General features: G+C 72.4%; 20 protein-coding genes. 6 read left to right on the top strand and 14 right to left on the bottom strand.

Annotated elements, in window-relative coordinates; all coding sequences use genetic code 11:
• Positions 1-35 precede the first annotated feature (35 nt).
• The gene (locus tag AC1UE4_RS02275; RefSeq protein WP_482915599.1) at positions 36-1,241 is read left to right on the top strand and encodes a PucR family transcriptional regulator; all 1,206 of its coding nucleotides are present in this window, start codon (positions 36-38) and stop codon (positions 1,239-1,241) included.
• Positions 1,242-1,244: 3 nt separating this feature from the next.
• Here AC1UE4_RS02275 and AC1UE4_RS02270 read toward each other — a convergent pair whose 3' ends face one another.
• Genes AC1UE4_RS02270 through AC1UE4_RS02245 form a run of 6 tightly spaced genes read right to left on the bottom strand, consistent with a single transcriptional unit; the run spans position 1,245 to position 7,866 of the window.
• Positions 1,245-2,354 (bottom strand): class II histone deacetylase, encoded by a 1,110-nt coding sequence (locus AC1UE4_RS02270; RefSeq protein ID WP_482915598.1) that lies wholly within the window; start codon positions 2,352-2,354, stop codon positions 1,245-1,247.
• A complete protein-coding gene (locus tag AC1UE4_RS02265) occupies positions 2,351-3,181 on the bottom strand; it encodes an enoyl-CoA hydratase/isomerase family protein (RefSeq protein ID WP_482915597.1) in 831 nt (276 codons plus the stop codon). The genes AC1UE4_RS02270 and AC1UE4_RS02265 overlap by 4 nt, the downstream gene beginning before the upstream one ends.
• A complete protein-coding gene (locus AC1UE4_RS02260; protein ID WP_482918188.1) occupies positions 3,178-4,251 on the bottom strand; it encodes an NADP-dependent oxidoreductase in 1,074 nt (357 codons plus the stop codon). Before AC1UE4_RS02260 ends, AC1UE4_RS02265 begins: the two co-directional genes overlap by 4 nt.
• 5 nt (positions 4,252-4,256) lie before the next feature.
• The gene (locus AC1UE4_RS02255) at positions 4,257-4,898 is read right to left on the bottom strand and encodes a nitroreductase family protein (RefSeq protein ID WP_482915596.1); all 642 of its coding nucleotides are present in this window, start codon (positions 4,896-4,898) and stop codon (positions 4,257-4,259) included.
• Positions 4,895-6,352, bottom strand: a complete 1,458-nt coding sequence (locus AC1UE4_RS02250; protein ID WP_482915595.1) for a pyruvate carboxylase — start codon at positions 6,350-6,352, stop codon at positions 4,895-4,897. The genes AC1UE4_RS02255 and AC1UE4_RS02250 overlap by 4 nt, the downstream gene beginning before the upstream one ends.
• Positions 6,349-7,866, bottom strand: coding sequence for a class I adenylate-forming enzyme family protein (locus AC1UE4_RS02245; protein ID WP_482915594.1), 1,518 nt, complete (start codon positions 7,864-7,866; stop codon positions 6,349-6,351). Before AC1UE4_RS02245 ends, AC1UE4_RS02250 begins: the two co-directional genes overlap by 4 nt.
• Positions 7,867-8,035: 169 nt before the next feature.
• On the opposite strand from AC1UE4_RS02245, the gene AC1UE4_RS02240 reads away from it, so the two are divergent.
• Complete coding sequence (locus AC1UE4_RS02240; protein ID WP_482915593.1) at positions 8,036-8,527, top strand: hypothetical protein; 492 nt, start codon at positions 8,036-8,038, stop codon at positions 8,525-8,527.
• A gap of 67 nt (positions 8,528-8,594) precedes the next feature.
• Here AC1UE4_RS02240 and AC1UE4_RS02235 read toward each other — a convergent pair whose 3' ends face one another.
• Complete coding sequence (locus AC1UE4_RS02235; RefSeq protein ID WP_482915592.1) at positions 8,595-9,650, bottom strand: patatin-like phospholipase family protein; 1,056 nt, start codon at positions 9,648-9,650, stop codon at positions 8,595-8,597.
• 137 nt (positions 9,651-9,787) lie between these two features.
• Between AC1UE4_RS02235 and AC1UE4_RS02230 the strand changes: the two genes are divergently transcribed.
• From AC1UE4_RS02230 to AC1UE4_RS02215, 4 genes are read left to right on the top strand one after another with little or no spacing between them, the layout of a single operon-like run.
• The gene (locus tag AC1UE4_RS02230; RefSeq protein WP_482915591.1) at positions 9,788-10,057 is read left to right on the top strand and encodes a hypothetical protein; all 270 of its coding nucleotides are present in this window, start codon (positions 9,788-9,790) and stop codon (positions 10,055-10,057) included.
• A gap of 22 nt (positions 10,058-10,079) precedes the next feature.
• Complete coding sequence (locus AC1UE4_RS02225; RefSeq protein WP_482915590.1) at positions 10,080-10,448, top strand: helix-turn-helix domain-containing protein; 369 nt, start codon at positions 10,080-10,082, stop codon at positions 10,446-10,448.
• Positions 10,445-12,163: a class I adenylate-forming enzyme family protein gene (locus AC1UE4_RS02220; RefSeq protein WP_482915589.1), complete on the top strand. Its 1,719-nt coding sequence runs from the start codon at positions 10,445-10,447 to the stop codon at positions 12,161-12,163. The genes AC1UE4_RS02225 and AC1UE4_RS02220 overlap by 4 nt, the downstream gene beginning before the upstream one ends.
• Positions 12,164-12,185: 22 nt before the next feature.
• Complete coding sequence (locus AC1UE4_RS02215) at positions 12,186-13,589, top strand: wax ester/triacylglycerol synthase family O-acyltransferase (RefSeq protein WP_482915588.1); 1,404 nt, start codon at positions 12,186-12,188, stop codon at positions 13,587-13,589.
• Here AC1UE4_RS02215 and AC1UE4_RS02210 read toward each other — a convergent pair.
• The 7 genes from AC1UE4_RS02210 to AC1UE4_RS02180 form a co-directional block, all read right to left on the bottom strand.
• On the bottom strand, positions 13,586-15,085 hold the full coding sequence (locus AC1UE4_RS02210) for a hypothetical protein (protein WP_482915587.1): 1,500 nt from the start codon (positions 15,083-15,085) through the stop codon (positions 13,586-13,588). The genes AC1UE4_RS02215 and AC1UE4_RS02210 overlap by 4 nt on opposite strands.
• Positions 15,086-15,093: 8 nt before the next feature.
• Complete coding sequence (locus tag AC1UE4_RS02205; RefSeq protein WP_482915586.1) at positions 15,094-15,813, bottom strand: PEP-utilizing enzyme; 720 nt, start codon at positions 15,811-15,813, stop codon at positions 15,094-15,096.
• Complete coding sequence (locus AC1UE4_RS02200; RefSeq protein WP_482915585.1) at positions 15,810-17,591, bottom strand: pyruvate, phosphate dikinase; 1,782 nt, start codon at positions 17,589-17,591, stop codon at positions 15,810-15,812. The genes AC1UE4_RS02205 and AC1UE4_RS02200 overlap by 4 nt, the downstream gene beginning before the upstream one ends.
• Complete coding sequence (locus AC1UE4_RS02195; protein ID WP_482918187.1) at positions 17,588-18,193, bottom strand: hypothetical protein; 606 nt, start codon at positions 18,191-18,193, stop codon at positions 17,588-17,590. Before AC1UE4_RS02195 ends, AC1UE4_RS02200 begins: the two co-directional genes overlap by 4 nt.
• A gap of 5 nt (positions 18,194-18,198) precedes the next feature.
• Positions 18,199-18,864, bottom strand: coding sequence for an HAD family hydrolase (locus AC1UE4_RS02190; RefSeq protein ID WP_482915584.1), 666 nt, complete (start codon positions 18,862-18,864; stop codon positions 18,199-18,201).
• 84 nt (positions 18,865-18,948) lie between these two features.
• Entirely contained in the window at positions 18,949-19,680 is a 732-nt protein-coding gene (locus AC1UE4_RS02185; RefSeq protein WP_482915583.1) for an alpha/beta fold hydrolase, read from the bottom strand.
• A 17-nt stretch (positions 19,681-19,697) separates the two neighbouring features.
• On the bottom strand, positions 19,698-20,387 hold the full coding sequence (locus tag AC1UE4_RS02180; RefSeq protein ID WP_482915582.1) for a histidine phosphatase family protein: 690 nt from the start codon (positions 20,385-20,387) through the stop codon (positions 19,698-19,700).
• Between the last annotated feature and the right edge of the window lie 2 nt (positions 20,388-20,389).

Here is a 20,389-nt window from a genome sequence, read left to right as displayed (position 1 = left end):
TGTGGCCGGACCACAAGAGGCGTACGGTCGGCGTCGTGCTGTCCCAAGCCGTCGCGCCGTCGCGTGTGGCACGCGAGGAGATCGACGCGCTCGTCTCCTCGATGGGCGCCGAGCTCGACGCGCTGTCGCGGCTGCTCGCCGACGCGATCCACGAGCACCTGGACGAGCTGTTCGACGACGTCTACGTGCAGACGCTGCAGAGCTGCCGCGCGAACCTCGGGCTCATCAACACGCTGCTGCGCGACGACGCCGACCCGCGGTCCGCGGTCGTCCCGAGCGAGGCGCTGTCGTACGCGAAGGCGTACGTGCGGCTCGGGCTGCCGTTCGAGCTGCTGCAGCGCGCGTACCGGATGGGCCAGAAGACGCTGACCGCGCGGTGGCTCGAGCAGCTGCGCGCCGCGTCGCTTGATCCCGACACCTTCGCGTCGGCGCTGCAGTACTTCAACGACTGGCTGTTCGCGTACGTCGAGACGATCGAGCGCCAGCTCACCGACTTCTACATGCGCGAGCGCGAGCAGTGGCTGCGCGGCGCCGAGGCGCTGCGCGCCGAGGCGGTGCGCTCGCTGCTGGACGGCGGGCCCGTCGACGCCGGCGAGGTCGGGCTGCGGCTCGGGTACGCGCTCGACCGCGACCACGTCGCGTTCCTCGTGTGGTCCGACGAGGCGGGCGACGCGCAGGAGCTGTTCGCCGACCTCGAGCGCGTCGCCGCCGCCGTCGCGAAGCGGCTGGGCGCCGTCGGCGTGCTCTCCGTCGCGCGCGGCCGTCAGCTCGCCTGCTGGGCGGGCGTCGACGGCGACGCCGGCGCGCCGTACCGGCCCCGCCGCGGCGTTCACGTCGCCATCGGGACGCGCGGCCACGGCGTCGACGGGTTCCGCCGGTCGCACGCCGAGGCGCACCTGGCGATGCGCATCGCCGGCCTCGCGGGCGGCCGCGCGGTCACGCACTTCGACGAGGTCGGCCTCGACGCGCTCATGACCCACGACCTCGACGAGGCACGTCGCTTCGTCTCCGCGGAGCTGGGCCCGCTCGCCGCGGACGACGACGCCACGCGCCGCCTCTCCTCCACGCTGCGCGTCTTCCTCGAGGAGGGCGCCTCCTTCGTCCGCGCCGCCCGCCGCCTCGGCGTCCACGAGAACACGGTCACCTACCGCGTCCACCGCGCCGAGGAGCTCCTCGGCCACCGCGTGGCGGAGAGGCAGCTCGAGCTCCGAGTCGCCCTCCGCCTCGCGCGGCTCGTCTGACGCTCAGGCGGGGACGAGCGACAGCGCCTCCTCGGCGCGCTTGATCGCCTCGTCCTGGTGCGGCTGGAGGTCCTGGTAGGCCATTCCGGCGAAGACGGCGGTGAAGGGGTCCTCGACGCGGTCGGACTCGGGGATGCCGAGCAGCTCCTCCATCACCGCGACGCCGCAGAACGGGACGTGCGCGGAGGAGTAGCCGCCCTCGTGGATCGCCAGCAGCCGGCCGTCGCAGACCTCGGCGGTCACGTCGAGCAGGATCCGGGCCATGTGGGCGTAGCCGAAGCTCGTGACCATCATGATCGCGAACGGGTCGCACATGCTCGCGTCGAGTCCGGAGGCGACGAGCACGATGTCCGGCTTGAAGCGCTGGATCGCGGGCGCGACGACGCGCTCGAACGCCGCCTCGTAGGCGCCGTTGCCCGACCCGGGCGGCAGCGGGATGTTGATCGTCGTACCGGCTCCGTCGCCCGTCCCCGTGTCGGTCACGCGGCCGGAGTCGGTCGGGTACAGGTTGTCCTGATGCAGCGAGATGGCGAGCACGCTGCCGTCCTCGTAGAACGCGTGCTCGGTCCCGTTGCCGTGGTGGACGTCCCAGTCGACGATCGCGACGCGCTCGGCGCCGAGCGCGTGGCGCGCGTGCAGAGCGGCGAGCGCCGTGTTGCCGAAGATGCAGAACCCGCGGCCGAGGTCGCGCTCGGCGTGGTGGCCGGGCGGGCGCACGAGCGCGTACCCGTTGTTCACGGTGCCGTTCATCACGGCCTCAGCCGCCGTCATCGCACCGCCCGCGGCGAGCGCCGCGACCTCGTAGCCGTTGGCGCCGAACGGGGCGAGCTCGCCGCCGTCGCCGCCGCCCGCCGCGCTGAGGTCCTTGATCCGCTGCACGTAGTCGGGCGCGTGCAGCCGCAGGATCTCCTCGTCGGTCGCCGGCCGCGGCTTCAGCTCGACGCACTTGTCGAGCAGACCGGTGACGTCCAGCAGGTTGCGGAAGCGCCGCTTCGTCGCGGGGCTCTCGCCGTGCATCTCGGGCTCGACGAGGCCGCCGGCCGACATGAACCCCGAGCCGGTGCCGGTGTCGTGCCAGGCGTACCGCTCGTCCCAGAGGAAGCCGGTGCTCATCGATCCGGCTCCGGCTGCGCCCAGTTCTTGCGCTCCTCGAGCGGCGTCGCCACGTACTGGCGCATGAGCTCGAGGCCCTCGTCGGACGCCATCGTCTGCAGGAACGCGTCGGTCTCGATCTTCAGCCCCTCCGCCAGCGGCTTGTCGACGCCCTGGTAGACGGACCGCTTCGCCTGGGCGATCGCGACCGGAGACATCGCGGCCAGCTCGTGCGCGATCTCCAGCGCGCGCGCCTTGGCGTCCGGCACCGCCTCGTGGACGAGCCCGCGCGCCTCCGCCTGCTTGGGCGTGAACACGCGGCCGCGCATGACGATGTCGATCGCCGCCGCGTGTCCCAGCATCCGCGCGATGCGCTGCGTGCCGCTGCCGCCGGGGATGATCCCGAGCTTCGTCTCGAGCAGCCCGATGCGGTACGGCCCGTCCTCGGCGATGCGGATGTCGGCCGCCATCGACAGCTCGAACCCGCCGCCCATCGTGTCGCCCGTCATCGCGACGATGACCGGCTTCGGCAGTGCGCGCATCTGCTGGAGCAGCGCGTGGTAGCCGTCGGTCAGCGTCGGGCAGACGGTCGGCAACGCCTCGCGGTCCTCCGCGACGGACACGAGCTCCTCGACGCTGTAGTGCGTGAGGAACTTGCCGGGCACGTCGCCGGTCAGCACGACCGCGCGGACGGCCGGGTCGGCCCACGACTCGACGAGCTCCGCGAACTCCGCCGCTCCGTCGGCGAAGAAGTAGTTCATCGGGTCGTTGCGGTACGACGCGACCTCGACGCCGTCCGGGTGGCGCTCGACGCGCCAGTGCTGCTTGGTCTGCTGGACTGTGCTCATGACGTGACTGCCTCCGAGGTGGTGGTGTGGGTGCTGCCTGCGGCCCGCTCCGCCACGCGGACGAGGAGCTTGCCGGTGTTGCGGCCGTCGAAGAGGCGGGCGAGCGCGTCGGGCGCGTTCTCGAGCCCGTCGACCACGGTCTCGTCGTAGTGCAGGCGGCCCTGCCCGAGGAGCGTCGCCAGCTCGGTGATCGCGTCGCCGAACTTGTCGGCGTGATCGAGGACGAGGAAGCCGGTGATCGTCGCGCGCTGCATGATCAGCTGCGAGACGTTCGTCAGCCCGAACGCCTGCGACGCGCCGCCCTCGTCGAACGCGTTGTAGTCGCTGATCATCCCGCACAGCGCGACGCGCGCGCCGATGTTCAGCCGGTACAGGATGTGGTCCATGATCGGCCCGCCGACGTTCTCGAAGTCGACGTCGATCCCGTCCGGCGTCGCCGCGTCGAGCTGCTCGCGCCAGTCCGGCGCGCGGTGGTCGACGCAGACGTCGTAGCCGAGCTTCGCGACCGCGTGCGCGCACTTCTCCGGCCCGCCGGCGATGCCGACGGCCCGCGCGCCGCGCGCCTTGACGAGCTGTCCCGCGACCGAGCCCACGGCGCCCGCCGCGGCCGAGACGACGACGGTCTCGCCCTCCTTCGGCTTGCCGATCATCTCGATCCCGAGCCACGCCGTGATGCCGGTGTGGCCGAGGGCGCCGAGGAACGCCTCGACCGGCCCCGGCAGCGGGTCGGGCAGCACGGTGAAGCCGCTCGACGCGTCGGCGACGACGTAGTCCTGCCAGCCGGTGAACCCGCTGACGAGCGCGCCCTCGGGCAGCGCGTCGGTGCGCGACGCGACGACCTCGCCGATGCCGATTCCGCGCATGACGTCGTCGATGGGCACCGGCGGCATGTAGCCGCGGATGTCGCTCATCCAGATGCGGTTCGTCGGGTCGAGCGACAGCAGCAGCGTCCGGACGAGCGCCTGACCCTCCTGCAGCTCGCCGACGGGCTCCTCGCACAGCTCGAGGTCGCCCGGCTTGAGCGCGCCGACGGGTCGGCGGCGCAGGCGGTGGACGCGGTTGACGGGCATGGTGCTCACCAGACCTCCCAGTGGATGACGTCGTCGGGCTCCGGGCGCAACGCGGGCTTGAAGTCGGTGCCGATCGTGTACGCGACCGGGGTCAGCGCGCAGATCGTCACCTCGTCGAGCGGGACGCCGACGATCTCCGCGGTGCGCGGCTCGTCGTTCAGCGAGACGCCGGTCCAGCACGTCCCGAGGCCGTGGAGGCGGGCCGCGAGCATGAAGGACCACAGCGCCGGGTGGACGCTGGCGGCGAAGTTGATCGCGCGGAACGATGGCGAGCCGTCGGGCACGCGGCCGGCGCCGCACGCGAGGACGAGCGCGGGCGCGCGGTGGATGTTCTCGGCGAGGTGCTCGGCCGAGCGCGCGGTGCGCTGCTGCTGCTCGTTGGCGTCCTCGTCGCCCTTGTCGAGCTTGCCGATGTACATGGCCGACGCCTGGTAGCCGGCCCAGGCGTCGCGGTAGGCCTCGCCCAGCGCGTGGCGGCGCTCCCCGTCGGTGACGATGACGAACTGGACCGGCCAGCGGTTCGACCCCGACGGCGCCTGCAGCGCGAGCCGGACGCACTCGGTCAGGACCTCGCGCTCGACGGGCCGGTCGAAGTCCAACCGCTTGCGCACCGCGCGCGTGGTGGTGAGCAGCTCCTCGGGCGTCATCGCCGCAGCTCCATCCCGAACTGCTCGGTCTGCACGCGGACGTAGGGCGTCTGCACGGTGGCGATGAGCTGCTTGAGCTCATCGACCTCCGGCGACGTCAGCGGGTAGTCGCGGCGCACGGGCCCGTTCGCCTGCATCGCGGCGATGTCCGGCTCCGGGATGAGCGCCTTGAGGATCAGCAGATCGTCCTCCCCTTCGTGGGTGCCGTGGCGCTTGCGCAGGTCCTCGAGCGTCGGCTGCTCGGGCGGGTTCGCGACGACCCGCTCGGCGTTCTCGGCGCTCATGATCCGGTCGAGGACGTCCGGCTCGATCGGCGCGGGCGGCTCGCCGTAGTGGCCGGCCGCGTACGCGACGACCTGGTCGGGAACGAGCTCGTAGCGCTTGCCCGTGACGACGTTCAGCACCGCCTGCGTGCCGACGAGCTGCGAGAGCGGCGTCGCCATCACCGGCCAGCCGAGCTCGCGCCGGACGGTGCCCGTCTCCTCCAGGACCTCGTCGAGCCGGTGGGTCATGCCGTGCTGCTCGAGCTGCGCCTTCAGCGTGCCGACCATGCCGCCCGGCACCTGGTGGGTGACGTTGAAGAGGTCGTACTCGGAGACCTGGTCGACGAGGTAGCCCGCCGCCTTGCCGACGGCGCGGAAGTGCTCGTCGACCTCGGGCAGCAGCGAGAGGTCGACCGAGTGCGTGCAGCCCATGAGCTCGAGGTTGCGCGCGACGCTCTGCACCGACGGCACGGACGGCCCGTTCGCCATCGCGCGCGTCGACGTGTGCAGGACGGTGATGCCGTGGCGGACCGCCTCGACGTACGTCAGGCCCGACGTGCCCATGAGGTTGTTCGCGTGGATCTCGACGTACTTGGGCGCGGCCGCCTCGACGATCTTCGGGACGAGCGTCCGGATGCGGTCGGTGTGCAGCACGCCGGCGGTGTCGTAGAAGAGGATCCCGTCGATCTCGGGGATCGCCGCGAGCGCCGCCGCCTTGCCGGCGAGGTACTCGTCGGTGTGGACCGGCGACTCGGTGTAGAAGACGGTGCCGACGACCTCCGAGCCCTCCTCCTTGGCGACCTTCGCCAGCCGCGCGAAGTTCTCGATGCCGTAGAGGACGTCGTAGATCCAGTACGAGCGGACGCCGTGCGCGTTGAGCCGGCGCATCCACAGGTCCATGAGCGCGGGCGGCGAGACGCCGAACGAGATGCACGCGTTCGCGCGCATGCCGCCGCGCAGTGGGGTGCGGTGGATCCTGCGCCGGATGAGGTCGAGCCCCTCCCACGGATCCTCGCGCTGGTACTTGACGAGCACCTCCATCATCGAGCTGCCCGCGAAGTCGACGACCTTGTAGCCGGTGCGGTCGATCGTGTCGGCGACCGGCAGCGCCATGCCGGCCTGCATGCGCATGCCCCACAGCGCCTGCTGGCCGTCGCGCAGGGTCTCGTCGAGCAGCTCGACGTGCGTCATCGCGCGTCCGCGCCGGTGACGCTCGCGCGCAGGTCGCGCTTGAGCACCTTGCCGACCGTGTTGCGCGGCAGGACGTCGACGACGTGGTACTCCTTCGGCCGCTTGTGGCGCGCGATCTGCTCGAGGCAGAGCGCGTCGAGCGCGGCCGTGTCGACGGTCGCACCGGGCTCGCCGACGACGAACGCGGCGACGCGCTCGCCCCACTCGTCGTCGGGCAGGCCGACGACGGCGGCCTCGGCGATGCCGGGCGCGGAGACGAGCACCTGCTCGACCTCCTGCGAGTAGACGTTGTAGCCGCCGGTGATGATCATGTCCTTCGCGCGGTCGACGAGCGTCAGGCGCATGCGCTCGTCGAAGCGGCCGAGGTCACCGGTGTGCAGCCAGCCGCCGCGCAGCGCCTCCGCGGTCGCCTCGGGCAGGTCGAGGTAGCCGCTCATCACCGTGGGTCCGGCGACGACCACCTCACCCACCTCGCCGGGCGCGGACGCGATGCCGGCACCGTCGACGACGCGCACGCTGCAGCTGAACCGCGCGACGCCGACCGAGGCGAGCGCGTCCTCGTCGTCCTCGGCCACCGCGGCGGCGATCGCGTCGGGCTGGTGCGCGGTGATCGTGCACGGCGACTCGCCCTGGCCGTAGCCGTTCCACACGCGCGGGCCGAACGCGGCGACGCCGGCGCGCAGGTCGTCGGGCAGCACGGGCGCCGCGCCGACGAGCAGCCGGCCGAGCTTCTCGACGTCGAGGCGGCCGACGTGCTCGGAGACCGCGAGGCGGCGCAGGAGGACGGGCGGGACGAAGAACGTCGAGCGGTGCGACGCGTTGACGAGGTCGACGAGCTCGCCGGCGTCGAAGCCGCCCGAGGCCGGCAGCACCTGCGCCGCGCCGCGCGCGATGAACGGGATCCCCATCAGGCCCGACGCGTGCGACAGCGCGGCGGTGTGGATCATGCTGTCGCGCGGGCCGACGAAGTCCGAGTCGGCGTAGTAGGCGGCGCTCATCGCGAACAGCGCGCCGTGGCTGAGGCGCGCGCCCTTCGACCGGCCGGTGGTGCCGGAGGTGAAGAAGATCCACGCGTCGTCCGTGAGCAGGCGCGGCACCGGCGGCCGCGGCTCGTGGCGCTCCCAGCCCCGCTCGTCCATCGCGATGACCGGGCACGGCGCGTCGAGCTGCTCGCCGAGCGTCCCGGTCGTGAAGCAGGCCTTCGCGTGGGAGGCGACGATCAGGTCGCTCGTCTCGCGCGGGTGCAGGCGGCTCGAGATCGGCACCGCGACGGCGCCGGCGTGCCAGATGCCGTACAGCAGCTCGATGTACTCGGGGCAGTTGTCGGCGTAGAGCGCGACCGCGTCGCCGGGCGTGACCGCGAGCGACTCGACGAGCGACGCCGCGCGCCGGGCGACGGCATCGGCGAGGCCGGCCCACGTGCGGATGACCTCGTCGCCCACCAGGACCGCGGGCTCGTCCGCCGACCAGCGAGCCGGTCCGTCGAGCAGGCCCGCGAGGTTCCCGCCGCTCACGTGGCTCTCCCGTCGTAGGGCACGGGTGCGACGCTCCCGGGTGCGGTCGGCCCGGACAAGGCCTGGCGCGGAGGTGGTGCTCGACTTCCACAAAGCGCGGTCCGGAGGGGTGGAACGGCCGTCATCGCGGAGCTACGCTCGGCTCGTCGAGACGGGAGGGCCGTACGAGATGACCGACTGGATCGCCCAGACGCAAGCGGGCGTGGATCGCTGGCTCGAGACCCAGCGTCAGTGGTGGGACACGATCCTCGGCGGAGGGCCGCACACGCCCGGGCACGGGCTCGAGAGCGGCGCGGTCGAGGACATGCAGAAGCGCACCATCGAGGCGTGGCGCCACGCGGCGTACAAGGCCGTCGACGCGCAGTCCGAGATGCTGCTCGGCGCGGTCCGCGGGCGTCCCTCGGCCGACACCGAGGCGCTCGTCCGCCAGTGGACGGACGCGCAGCGCGAGATGTGGCAGGGCTGGCTCGCCGTCGCCAACCGCGGAGAGGGCGGCACGAGCCAGCAGGACCTCGCCGCCGCCGGCCGCGAGATGGTCGACTCGCTCCGCGAGGCCGCCGAGCGCCTCGTCAAGTCGCAGTCCGAATGGGCGAAGGCCTGGAGCACCGGCGCGCCGCCGCCGCACCGCAACGAGGACGAGGAACCCCGCGGCGGCCCGTGAGCCGCACCGACCGGAGGTCTTCGCCGGCCTCGGCCGGAGGCCGGTCGTCCCTCTTCGCCCGCCGCCCTCAGGCCGCGTCGCGGAGGGGGTCTTCGAGGAAGCGGAGCTCTCGCCACGCTCCCTTCTTCGCGCGCGCGATCGTCGACGCGCGGACCCGCTCGACGACGGGCGTGCAGCGGCCCTCGTCGAGGACGTCGATGCCGGAGAGCTTGCCCATCGTGCGGAGGTCGCCGGCGTTCGGTTCGATGACCGCGACGGCGGTGCCGGTCGCGCGCACCTTCGCGACCTCCTGGACGAGCATGCGGCGGCAGGCGGAGCGGATGAACCAGTCGGCGTGGTCGGTGACGGCGCCGGGCGTGCCGGTCATCGGCGAGACGACCACGACGAGGTCGAGGCCGCGGCCGGCGAGGACGTCGACGTTCGAGGGCGACCAGCCGCCGCCGTCGACGTACACGCCGTCGCCGATCTCGACGGGCGCGAACACGCCGGGGATCGCGCAGGACGCCTCGACCGCGCGGCCGACGGGCGCCTCGGGCGCGCCCTTGCGCCCGAACACGACGCGCTTGCCGCGGTCGAGGTCGATCGCGACGGTCCAGAACGGCTGCTTCGGGAAGGCGTCGCCGCCGAGGAGCCAGTGGACCTGATGGGTCAGCCACGACGCGGAGAGGCGGCCGGGCGACATCGCGATCGAGGTCAGGACGCCGGGGCGGATGCTGCCGGGCGCCATCGCGGCCTTCGCGATCAGCCGGCGGAACGCGCGGCGCGCCCGGTCGTGGTCGACCTCGACGTCGTGCGCGGGCGTCTGCGGCGGCGGACCCAGCTCCTGCAGCAGCCGCCGGCCCTCGTCGCTGAACGGCGCGCCCTCCCGCCGTGCGGCCATGTCGCCGCCGGAGAGGCCGGCGCGCAGCTCGGCGCCGCTCGCCGCGCCGGCGGACGTGCCGACGACGACCTCGGCCTCGCGCGGGTCCCAGCCCGTCGCCTCGTGCAGCCCCGCGAGAACGGCGCCGTGGTAGGCCTGCCCGACGATCCCGCCGCCGCCGAGCACCAGCCCGACGCGCGGCGCGCCGAGCGCACCCACTCGGGGTGCCATGGACCGCATCGCCGCCCGTTGCAGCTGCAACATGTCGCGGACCCTACCCCCGGAGCGGTCGGAATCATCGCTGTTGCGCTCAACGCGGCGATCTTGGCGCCGATCACTCCATCGATCGCGTGCTTGATATAGTACGCAACGTCGCCCACCCGATCGACTGGAGAGAGATCATGTCCACCAACGCCGAGCTGCAGAACCAGGTCCTCGACGGCATCCGCCAGAGCCAGACCGCGGTCGTCGATGCCGTGCGCACGCTGACCGAGCAGTCCGCTCGCTTCACCCCCGAGCTGCCCGAGACGCCGGCGCCGCTCGCCGACCTGCCCTCGCCCGGCGAGCTCATCGCCGGCTCGTTCGACTTCGCCGAGAAGCTGCTCGCGAGCCAGCGCGCCTTCGCGGAGGAGCTCGTCGCCGCCGCGACGCCCGACCGCGCCGAGGCCTGACCGGAAGCTGCGCGCGCCCGTGATGACCACGCCGAACCCCTGGGAGCCTCAGCTCGACGCCCTCGGCGAGTTCATCCGGGCGCAGCGCCGTCACGCGAACCTGTCGCTGCGCGAGCTCGCGGCGATGACGCAGCTGTCGAACGCGTACCTCAGCCAGCTCGAGCGCGGGCTGCATGAGCCGTCGGTCCGCGTGCTGCGCTCGATCTCGTCCGCGCTCGACGTCAGCGTCGAGAGCCTGCTGACGCAGGCCGGCCTCTTCTCCGACGACGGCGACCCGCCGCCGGAGGGCCACGGCGCCACCGAGGCGGCGATCCGCGAGGATCCGCGCCTCTCCGCCGAGCAGAAGGACGCGCTGCTGGCGGTCTACCGCACGCTGGTGGCCGAGAGATGAGCGGCGCGGGACGCGATCGGCCGTGGCTGTCCAGCTACGACGAGCACGTCCCGCCCGACGTCACGCCGCTCTGCGCCAGCGGCGTCGAGCTGTTCGAGCGCGGTGCGAAGGAGCAGCCGGACGACCCGGCCGTCCTCTACTTCGACACCGCGATCTCGCATCGCGACCTCGGCGCGCACGCCCATGCCTTCGCGGCCGCGCTGCGCGACGACCTGGGCCTGCGGCCCGGAGACCGGGTCGCGCTGATCCTGCAGAACGTCCCGCAGATGGTCATCGCGATCCACGCCGTGTGGCTCGCCGGCGGTGTCGTCACGACCGTCAACCCGATGAGCAAGCGGCGCGAGCTTCTGCATCACTTCACCGACGCCGGCGTGCGCATCGCGGTCTGCCTCGAGTCGCTGCACGACGTCGTCGCCGGCGTGCGCGGCGACACGCCGCTCGAGCACGTCGTCACCGCGTCCGAGCTCGACTTCCTCGACGAGATCCCGCGGGCGCTGGCAACGCACGAGCGCATCGACTGCCCCGGAGCGCTGCGCTTCACCGACCTGCTCGACCGCCACGAGGGCGAACGGGTCGAGCCCGCGACGCCCGACCCCGGCGACCCGGCGTTCATCACGTACACGTCCGGCACGACCGGCATGCCGAAGGGCGCGATCAACACGCACCGCGCCGTCGTCCAGAACGCCGAGGTGATGACGCGCTGGTACGGCCTCGGCCCCGGCGACGTCACGGTCGCGATGGCGCCGCTGTTCCACATCACAGGCCTCGTCTGCCACCTCGCGACGGCCCGGCGCAGCGGCACGCCGCTCATCCTCCTGTTCCGCTTCGAGGCCGGCGAGGTCCTGCGCCTCATCGAGCGCTGGCGCGGCACGTTCATCATCGGCCCGCTCACCGCGTTCATCGCGATGCTCGAGCACCCGGACTTCGCCACCCGCGACCTCGCGACGCTGACGAAGGTCGCCTCCGGCGGCGCGCCGGTCTACCCGAGCGTCGTCGAACGCTGGGAGGAGAAGACCGGCGTCTACCTGCACAACACGTACGGCCTCACGGAGACGACCGCGCCGAGCCACCTCGTCCCGATGGCCGCCCGCGCGCCGGTCGACCCCGACAGCGGCGCGCTCAGCGTCGGCGTCCCCACGCCCGGCACGATCGCGAAGGTCATCGGCGTCGAGGACGGCGCCGACCTCGCGCCCGGCGAGATCGGCGAGATCGTCACGAAGGGTCCGCAGGTCACGCCGGGCTACTGGCAGCGCCCCGAGGAGACGGCGCAGGCCCTCACCGACGGCTGGCTGCACACGGGCGACGTCGGCAAGCGCACCGAGGACGGCTGGTTCTTCCTCGTCGACCGGATCAAGGACATGATCAACGTGTCCGGCTACAAGGTCTGGCCGCGCGACGTCGAGGACGTCCTCTACCAGCACCCCGCCGTCTTGGAGTCGTGCGTCGTCGGCGTCCCCGACGACTACCGCGGCGAGAGCGTGCGCGCCTACGTCGCGCTCAGGGACGGCGCGGCGGCCACGCCGGAGGAGCTCATCGCCCATTGCCGCGCGCTGCTCGCGGTCTACAAGGCGCCGCGCGAGGTCGTGCTCGTCCCCGAGATCCCCAAGACGATGAGCGGCAAGGCGCTGCGCCGGCAGCTGCGCGACGAGGCGCGGTTGGAGAAGCTCCAGACCCTCGAGCCCCCGTCGGCCGACCCGGCGTCACCGGCGGCTTAGCGTTCCCGGCGAGCAGGCGATGGTGACGTTCGACACGCTCTCGGCCTTCGACGCGCAGTTCCTCTACTGGGACTCCGACGCGACGCCCATGAACATGGGCAACATCTGCGTGTTCGACGGCGGACCGCTGCACGACGAGCAGGGGCAGTTCCGGCTCGACGACGTCCGCCGCGCGCTTGAAACGCGGCTGCACCTCGTCCCCCGCTACCGCCGCAAGGTGCTCGAGGTACCCGGCGGCTTCGCGCACCCGGTGCTCATCGACGACCCCGCGTTCGACATCGCGAACCACGTCAAGCTCATCACCCTCGACCCGCCCGGCAGCGAGGAGCAGCTCAAGCAGACGTTCTCGAAGGTGCACGAGGGCACGCTCGACCACAACCGGCCGCTGTGGGAGATCACGTTCGTCAACGGCCTGCAGGACGGCCGCGTCGGGATGATCCAGAAGATCCACCACGCCCCGTTCGACGGCGCGTCGACCGTCGACGTGATGGACCTGCTCTTCGACGATTCGCCCGATCACGAGGACATCGAGGCGCCGCCGTGGCGCCCGGCGCCGCCGCCCGACCCGTGGACGCTCATGGGCGCGAAGTGGGGCGAGCAGGTCGCGACCTTCTGGGGCACGATGCTCGGCCGCACGGCGCCCGAGGCCACGCCGCCCGAGCCGCTCGGCGAGCTGACGGAGGCGCTCGACGCCGTCGGCAAGATCCCCTCGCCGCCGGAGACGTCGCTCAACCGCCCCGTCGGCCCGCGGCGGCGCTTCGACTGGATCCCGTCGACGCTCGCCGACGCGAAGGAGATCCGCGCGCTCGTCCCCGGCTCGACCGTCAACGACGTCATGCTCGCCGTCATCGCGGGCGGCCTGCGCGACCTGCTCGCCAGCCGCGGCGAGAACGTGGACGAGCTCATGCTGCAGGTGATGATCCCGGTCTCGCTGCGCACCGACGCCGCGAAGGCCGACGCCACCGGCAACCAGGTCACCGGCTTCGTCGCGCCGCTGCCGATCTGCGAGGCCGACGGCGTCGAGCGGCTCAAGCGCATCCACGCCTCGACGAAGGAGCTCAAGGAGGGCCGTCAGGCGCTCGGCGTGCACCTGATGACGCAGGCCGTCGACTTCGCCCCCGCGGCGCTCATGGCGGCCGCCGGCCGGGCGTCGATCGAGCAGAGCTCGTTCATGAACCTCACGGTCACGAACGTGCCCGGCCCGCGGCACGAGCTCTTCCTGCTCGGCGCCCGGATGCTCGAGCTCAACCCGATGGTGCCGATCGGCAACCGCCTGACGCTGAACATCGCGGTCGAGTCCTACGTCGGCAACCTGAGCATCGGGCTCGCGGCGGACGCCGAGGCCAACCCGGACCTCGACGTCCTGCGCGAAGGGATCGTGCGCGCGCTCGGCGACCTGCTCGAGCGCGCGCGATCCGGCGGCTAGGTCGTCGCGAACTCCGCGCCGCGGGCGGCGTCGGCGAGGTCGGAGACCTTGCTGTCCTCGGGGTGGAACTTCTCGTACGTGTCGTCGTCGTAGTGGCGCAGCTCGTGGGCCCGCGGCCGGAACTCCTTGGCCAGGCGGTTGTTCTCCTCGAGCGTCAGCTTCCCGCGGGTCGTCGTCCACTTGCCGGTCTTCTCCGGCAGCGACGTGCCGCCGCCGCGGATGGGGCCGACGCTGGACGTCCACTCGTCGTCCTCGAGGATCGAGTACGGGATCGGCGTCCACATCTCGTTGCGCGCGTCCGAGTAGCGCGCCATCCGGTACGGCGACCGGTGCTGCGTCGTCATCGACACGAGGCCGACGATCTCCGCGATGAGCGCGCCGCCGTACTCGTCGTTCATGAGCGGGTAGAAGCGCCGCACGCGGTCCTCGACCTTGAACCAGTCGTCCTGCTCGTAGACGCCGGCGAAGTGCGCGAGGTCCTTGATGACGTCGGCGTAGACCAGTAGGCCGGCCTCGATCATCTGCTCGCGCGACCAGCCCGCCATCGACTTCCACATCTTCGCCGTCGCGTCCTCGAGCTCGTCGGTGAGCGTGGTGAGGAACTCCGTCAGCGTGCCCGCGTTGTCCATGTGGAGCGGGATGTAGCCCTCGGACAGGTGGTCGGACGTGTAGAGCCCGACGGCGACCATGTTGTTCGCGTCGTAGCTCGGGGTCGCCTCGAAGCTCGCCCAGTCGTCGACCATGTTGAAGTGCGTGTCCTTCATGATCACGCTGGCCGTGATGTTGTTGACGCCGATGTTGGCGGCGACGCCGTCCATCCACGGGTAGTCGCACTCGGCGAGGTCGAGCGCGTCGCGCACGAGCATCTCGCGGTCGTCGCCGATCTTGTACGGCCCGTGGTTGTTGAACGACAGGCGGCACTCGCAGTGGCTGAGGAAGCCGTACGCCGAGAGGCTCGCCATGAACCGGTTGAACGCGGTGTGCAGCTCGTCCCCGGGCGTAACGCCGAGCGCCGCGTCCTCGAACGCCTTCGTCTGACGCGCGCTGTGGACCTGGTTCCGGTGGCCGGCGTCGCTCGGGATGATGTGCGCCGAGTTGCGGTGCAGCGACATGTTGATGCGCTGGCCGAAGTCGAGGACGAAGAGCACGTCGTCGATCGCGTCCGTCGGCTTGATCATCCCCATGTCCATGAGGATCTGGCGGCCGCCGAGGTAGAACTGCGGGATGAGGCCCATCGTGATCGTGTTCACGTAGGTCCCGACCTGGCGGGCGCGGTCGCCGATCTCCTCGGCCGGCATGGCCGCGTCGATCTTGCGCAGCAGCTCCGGCCAGCGGTACCACGCCTGCAGGTACGACAGGGAGATGTACGGGTTGACCGGGAAGAGCTTGGACTCCTGCACCGTGCGCGTCGTGCACTGGAAGAAGAAGGAGTCCGCCGCCTTCTGCAGGTAGTGGTTCGCGCGGAGCAGCTCCGCGTAGCTGTGGTTCGCAGGCATCGTGTTCCTCAGGAGACCTTGATGATCCGGGCGCGCGCGGCCGCGGCGGTCGCCTCGTCGGCGTACGCGTCGGCGGCGGGCTTCGAGTACTCGACCGTGATGCGGTCGCCGTCGGCGAGGCCGTCGAGCTGGGCGTTCATCAGGCACGGCACGTTGTACTCGCGCGTGAGGATGCCGAGGTGCGAGCGGACGGTGCCGCCCATGCAGACGACGGCGGTGAAGTCGCCGAGGATCGGCGCGGTCAGCGTGCCGCCCGAGTCGTCGATGACGGCGATCGTCTCCGGCGGGACGCCCTCGGTGAGCAGCGTCATGACCTTCTCGACGTCCGACACGTAGACGGCGGTTCCCTCGACGTCGCCCTTCGCCTGGAAGACGTTGTCGCCGGTGCCGACGATCTTGCGGCCCTGCTCGTCGGTCTCCTGGTTGCCGGAGTCCTGGATGCCTTCGACCGGCTTGTACTTGTCCGGCTCCTCCTTCAGGGAGACGATCGCGGACATCTCGAAGCGGTAGCCCGTCGCGAGCAGGTCGGCCTCGATCTTCTCGAAGTCCTCGCGCGTCAGCTCGAGCGACTGGTCCTGGACGGCGTCCTCCCAGGACTTGCCCGAGGCCTCGAAGCGTTCCTTGACGAGCTTGCGGACCGCGGAGTGGTAAGCCTCGACGGTCGGGGTCGCGGACTCCCGCGCCCACTTGTCGGGGAACGGCCGGTCAGCCGGCGCTGTGGTGGTCACCGGGTTCTCTCCTCCTCGTGGTGGTCCATCTCCTGCACCAGCCGCAGCAGGAGCGCCGCGGCCGGCTGGCCCGGGACGGGCACGACGACGGGCACGCCCGCCGCGAGCACCGCCCGCGCCCCATCGGCCGTGCCGAGGACCGTGCCGCGCGCCGCGGGGGCGCCGCGCAGGTGGTCGATCAGCACGGACACGTCCGCTCCCTCGCCGTCGAGCCCGATGCCCTCGTCGTCGAGGTCCACCGTGCCCTCGGGGGCGACGTCGGCGACCTCGACGGGCGACAGCTCGCGCGCCCAGCCGAGCAGCTCCTCGAGGCCCGGCACGTCGCCGACGTGCACCTCCTCGGTGGGCAGCAGTCCCGCGTAGACGACGCCGGCCGACCCGTCGACGGTGATCTCGCGATCGACGAGCGGGCCGGTCTCGCCCTCGCCGACGCCGACGACGCTCGGGCGCCCGAGCGCGCGGCTGACGACCGCGGCGTGCGACGTCGACCCACCCTTCTCGGTCACCACGGCGCGCGCGGCGATCATGCCGGCGACGTCCTCGGGGCTCGTCGTCGGGCGGACGAGCACGCAGTCGCCCTCGGCGGCCTCGGCCGCGTCGCTGTCGCCGACCCCGATGCCGGACGCGACGCCCGGGCACGCCGCCGTCCCGCGCGCGAGCACCTCGGCGCCCGCGACGACGTCCTCGGGCAGCCGCGGCGCGAGGATCGTGGCGAGCTGCTCGGGCGTGACCCGGCGCACCGCCTCGCGGTGGTCGATGGCGCCCTCGTGCGCGATGTCGACGGCGGTGCGCAGCGCGGCGAGCGGCGCCCGCTTGGCGACGCGCGTCTGCAGCAGGTAGAGGGTGCCGTCCTCGATCGTGAACTCGATGTCCTGGACGTCGCCGTGCTCGCGCTCGAGCAGCGCGGCGGCGTCGAGCAGCTTGCGGTGCGCGTCGGGCATGGACTCGCCGAGCGCGCCGAGCGGCAGGCAGTCGTGGGTGCCCGAGACGACGTCCTCGCCCTGGCCGCCGGGCAGCCACTCGCCGTACGGCGCTGCCGCGCCGCTGAGCGGGTCGCGGCTGAACATCACGCCGGTGCCCGAGTCGCCGCCGAGGTTGCCGAACACCATCGCCTGGATGATCACGGCGGTGCCGCCGTCGTCCGAGATGCCCCAGTGCTTGCGGTACGCCTTCGCGCGGCGCGAGGACCAGGAGTTGAAGACGGCGTGGATCGCGGCGCGCAGCTGCTCGTGCGGGTCGCGCGGGACGTCGTCGCCGGTGTCGTCGGCGACCGCGGCGCGGACGTCGTCCGGCGCGGCGTCGGGGGCCGGCTCGTCGAGGTCGGCGCCGAGCACCGTGTGGCCGAACTCGTGGATGAAGCGCACATGGGTCGAGCGTGCGAAGTCGGGGTCGCCCGACAGCTCGGCCAGGCCGGCCTGGACCTCGTCGGTCATGCCGAGGTTGAGGATCGTGTCCATCATCCCCGGCATCGAGACCGCAGCGCCCGAGCGCACGGAGACGAGCAGCGGGCGCGCCGGGTCGCCGAGGCGCCGGCCCGTCTTCTGCTCGATGCCGGCGACGCCCTCGAGGACCGCCTTCCACACGTGGTCTTCGAGCTTCCCGCCGACCGCGTGGAAGCGGCGGCACTCGTCGATCGGCAGCACGAACGCGGGCGGCACCGGCAGCCCGAGACTGAGCATCCGGGCGATGCTCGCCCCCTTGTTGCCGACGGCCTCGCGGTCCGGGACCGACGAGCCGTCGAGCACGACGACGTGGCCGCTGCGGACCTCGGAGCTCACGGTGCCTCCTCGCGCTCCCGTCCGAGCATGCGCAGGAGATCCTCGTGCAGCTCGAACCACACGGTGTGGTAGCTGTCGATCTTCGCGCCGGAGACCCAGTCGTGGTCACCGGCGAGGACGCGGTCGTACGCGGCGTCGAGGCGCTGGCGGTAGACGGCGAGCCGCGGATCGAGCTCCGCGAAGCCGTCGAGCACGCGCTCGGCCCGCTCGTGCAGCGCGCCGAGCCGGTCGATGATCTTGTGGTCGTAGTCGGCGTCCGAGTGGTCGTTCGGGTGCCGCTGGCCGCCGGCCCCCGGGACCATCTGCCAGTCCGTCATGAGCGTGAGCAGGTCGCGGTTGATCCGCTCGAAGCGCTCGTAGGTCTTCGTCGACTCCGGGTTGGAGCGGAAGTCGGCGTACGCCTGCGGGTACTGCTCGTCGAGCCACGACCGGCCCGCCGGGGTGACCATGAACGTCCCGCGCGCGCCGATGGCGTGCCCCGCTCCGACGGCGGCGTCGAGCGCCGGCGTCACCTCGTCCTCCTGACGCCCGAGCACGTCGGCGATCGCCGCCGCTCCGCCCGCCTTCTTCACGGCGAGCCCGTGCAGGGCCAGGAGCTCCATGTCGCTCACAGCGCGATCCTCTCTTGGTCGTGCATGACGATGCGCGCCAGGTCCTCGGCGCTGTCGGCGATCGCGGTCGCTCCCGCCTCGCGCAGCCCGTCGGTCCCGAGCGGCCCCCAGCTGACGCCGATCGGCGCGACGCCGGCCGCGAGGGCCGCGTCGACGTCGACGGACGTGTCCCCCACCATGACGCTGCGCCCCGGCTCGGCGCCGAGGCGGTCGAGGGCGAGCAGCACCGGCGCCGGATCCGGCTTCGGCGTCGCCACGTCCTCGACGCAGATCGCCACGTCGTAGGCGCCGGCCAGCCCGATCCGGTCGGCGTCGATGTGCAGGCGCTTGCGTGCCTTCGAAGTCACCACCGCGATGCGCACGCCGGCGCGTCGCAGGTCGGCGAGCAGCTCGGCCATGCCGGGGTAGGCGGTCACGGCCAGGCTCGTGCGTTCGTACTGCGGGTGGAACGCAGCGCCGAGCCGGGCGCCGAGCTCCTCGTCGCCCGCCACCATCGGGAAGAGCTGCTTGCCGGGCAGCGTGAAGACGAGCCGCTCGCCGTCGGCGTCGTCCGGCCAGCGTCGGCCGAGCACCTCCTCGGTCGCCGCGTGCCAGGCGCCCAGCAGCGCGGCCCGCGAGTCGGAGAGCGTGCCGTCCCAGTCGAAGAGCGCAGCGTCCGTCATCGGCTTGGCGGGCACGCTAGATCCCGGCGTGGCGCGGCTGCGTCCGGCCCGCGCCCGGCGTTGTGGACGACTCCAACGCGGATTTCAGGCTGCGACGCGCGCCCAACGGCGGAGCAGCGCCTCGGCCGTCTCCTTCGGCCTCTCGAACGGCCACCAGTGGCCGCACTCGAGCACCACCAGCTCCGCCTTCATCCGCTCCGCGAGGCGCTCGCCGAACCCGAGCGGGACGTACGGGTCGGTGCGGCCCCAGATGACCATCGCCGGAACGGTCAGCTTCTCGAGCTCGGGCTGCCACTCGCGGCCGATGTGGACGGCGGAGCGGTAGAGCTTGAGGATCGTGTCCTTGCCGTGCGGCGTCGTCCAGATGTTGCGCTCCGCATCCTCCTGCGGCACGCCGTTCTCGACGAGGTGCGCGATCCCGAACTCGTCGGTGAGCTCCTCCTCCATGTACCGCTCGCCCTCGCCCGGCGTCTGCCACACCTGCGCGAGCGGGTGCCACGGGTAGTCGGCGTCGACCGCCGCGCCGCCGCACGTGACCGTCGCGAGCACGTCGGGCCGGATCGAGGCGACGCGCTGCACCAGCAGCGAGCCCCAGTCGTGGCCGACGAGGTCGACGTCGCCGCCGAGCTCCTCGCACTTGGCGACGATCCAGTCGACGTACTCCTCCTTCGTGCTGCCGAAGCCATCGGGCGCGGGATGCGCGAAGCCGGGCAGGTCGGCCGCGACGACCTCACCGCCGTAGGGCCCGAGGTGCTCGCGGACGCGGTCCCACAGATGCGCCGAGTCGGGGTTGCCGTGGATGAGCAGCGCGGGCATGCGGCCTCCTTCGTGGGTCAGCCGGCCGGGCCGGTCGTGACGGAGAGGTGGGAGATGTCGTTGAACGAGCGCAGCAGCCAGCGCCCGTCGGACTGGACGACGATCCGAGAGATCGACCCGTTGTCCGAGTGGACGAACGCGAACGGCCGCGACTCGGTCGCCTGCCGGCACAGCTCGCCGATGACGGCGCCGTGGGCGACGACGACCGCCGTCGCGTCCGGCCCGGTGCCGGCGACGATGTGCTCGATCGCACCCCGCACGCGGCGCCCGAGGTCCTCGAGCGACTCCGCGCCCGGGATCGCGTCCCAGCGCTGCTCGGCGAACACCTGCTGGATGATCGGGTCGTTGCGCCCGGCGCGGATCCGGTACTCGCCGCCCTCGAACTCGCCGAGGCCGACCTCGGCGAGGTCGGCGAGCACCTCGGGCTCCATGCCGGTCGCCTCGACGAGCGGCGCCGCGGTCTGCTGCGTGCGGGTGAGCGTCGAGACGAAGAGCCGCTTGAACGACTCCTGCCGCAGGCGCTCGGCGACCGAGCGCGCCTGCGCCTGCCCGGCCTCCCCGAGCGGCGGATCCGAGCGCCCGTCGATCAGCGGGAACTTCACGCCGACCTGCGCGGCCGCCGACGCGCCGTGCCGGACGAGCACGACCTCGGTCGCGCCGGCCGGCAACGCGTACGGATGCTGTTCGAAGCTGTCGCGGTCCGCCACGG

The organism is Parviterribacter kavangonensis (genome assembly GCF_056863335.1).
The sequence above is the reverse complement of the archived record's forward strand: the minus strand, read 5'-3'. Positions and strand labels throughout refer to the sequence as shown.

What these genes read in the sequence shown, in the direction of transcription:
- AC1UE4_RS02190 (WP_482915584.1), bottom strand. Translation starts at nt 18,864, where the DNA reads ATGACGGACGCTGCGCTCTTCGACTGGGACGGCACGCTCTCCGACTCG.
- AC1UE4_RS02240 (WP_482915593.1), top strand. Translation starts at nt 8,036, where the DNA reads ATGACCGACTGGATCGCCCAGACGCAAGCGGGCGTGGATCGCTGGCTC.
- AC1UE4_RS02250 (WP_482915595.1), bottom strand. Translation starts at nt 6,352, where the DNA reads ATGACGCACGTCGAGCTGCTCGACGAGACCCTGCGCGACGGCCAGCAG.
- AC1UE4_RS02195 (WP_482918187.1), bottom strand. Translation starts at nt 18,193, where the DNA reads ATGGAGCTCCTGGCCCTGCACGGGCTCGCCGTGAAGAAGGCGGGCGGA.
- AC1UE4_RS02225 (WP_482915590.1), top strand. Translation starts at nt 10,080, where the DNA reads ATGACCACGCCGAACCCCTGGGAGCCTCAGCTCGACGCCCTCGGCGAG.
- AC1UE4_RS02235 (WP_482915592.1), bottom strand. Translation starts at nt 9,650, where the DNA reads ATGTTGCAGCTGCAACGGGCGGCGATGCGGTCCATGGCACCCCGAGTG.
- AC1UE4_RS02255 (WP_482915596.1), bottom strand. Translation starts at nt 4,898, where the DNA reads ATGACGCCCGAGGAGCTGCTCACCACCACGCGCGCGGTGCGCAAGCGG.
- AC1UE4_RS02260 (WP_482918188.1), bottom strand. Translation starts at nt 4,251, where the DNA reads ATGCCCGTCAACCGCGTCCACCGCCTGCGCCGCCGACCCGTCGGCGCG.
- AC1UE4_RS02185 (WP_482915583.1), bottom strand. Translation starts at nt 19,680, where the DNA reads ATGCCCGCGCTGCTCATCCACGGCAACCCCGACTCGGCGCATCTGTGG.
- AC1UE4_RS02270 (WP_482915598.1), bottom strand. Translation starts at nt 2,354, where the DNA reads ATGAGCACCGGCTTCCTCTGGGACGAGCGGTACGCCTGGCACGACACC.
- AC1UE4_RS02230 (WP_482915591.1), top strand. Translation starts at nt 9,788, where the DNA reads ATGTCCACCAACGCCGAGCTGCAGAACCAGGTCCTCGACGGCATCCGC.
- AC1UE4_RS02265 (WP_482915597.1), bottom strand. Translation starts at nt 3,181, where the DNA reads ATGAGCACAGTCCAGCAGACCAAGCAGCACTGGCGCGTCGAGCGCCAC.
- AC1UE4_RS02220 (WP_482915589.1), top strand. Translation starts at nt 10,445, where the DNA reads ATGAGCGGCGCGGGACGCGATCGGCCGTGGCTGTCCAGCTACGACGAG.
- AC1UE4_RS02210 (WP_482915587.1), bottom strand. Translation starts at nt 15,085, where the DNA reads ATGCCTGCGAACCACAGCTACGCGGAGCTGCTCCGCGCGAACCACTAC.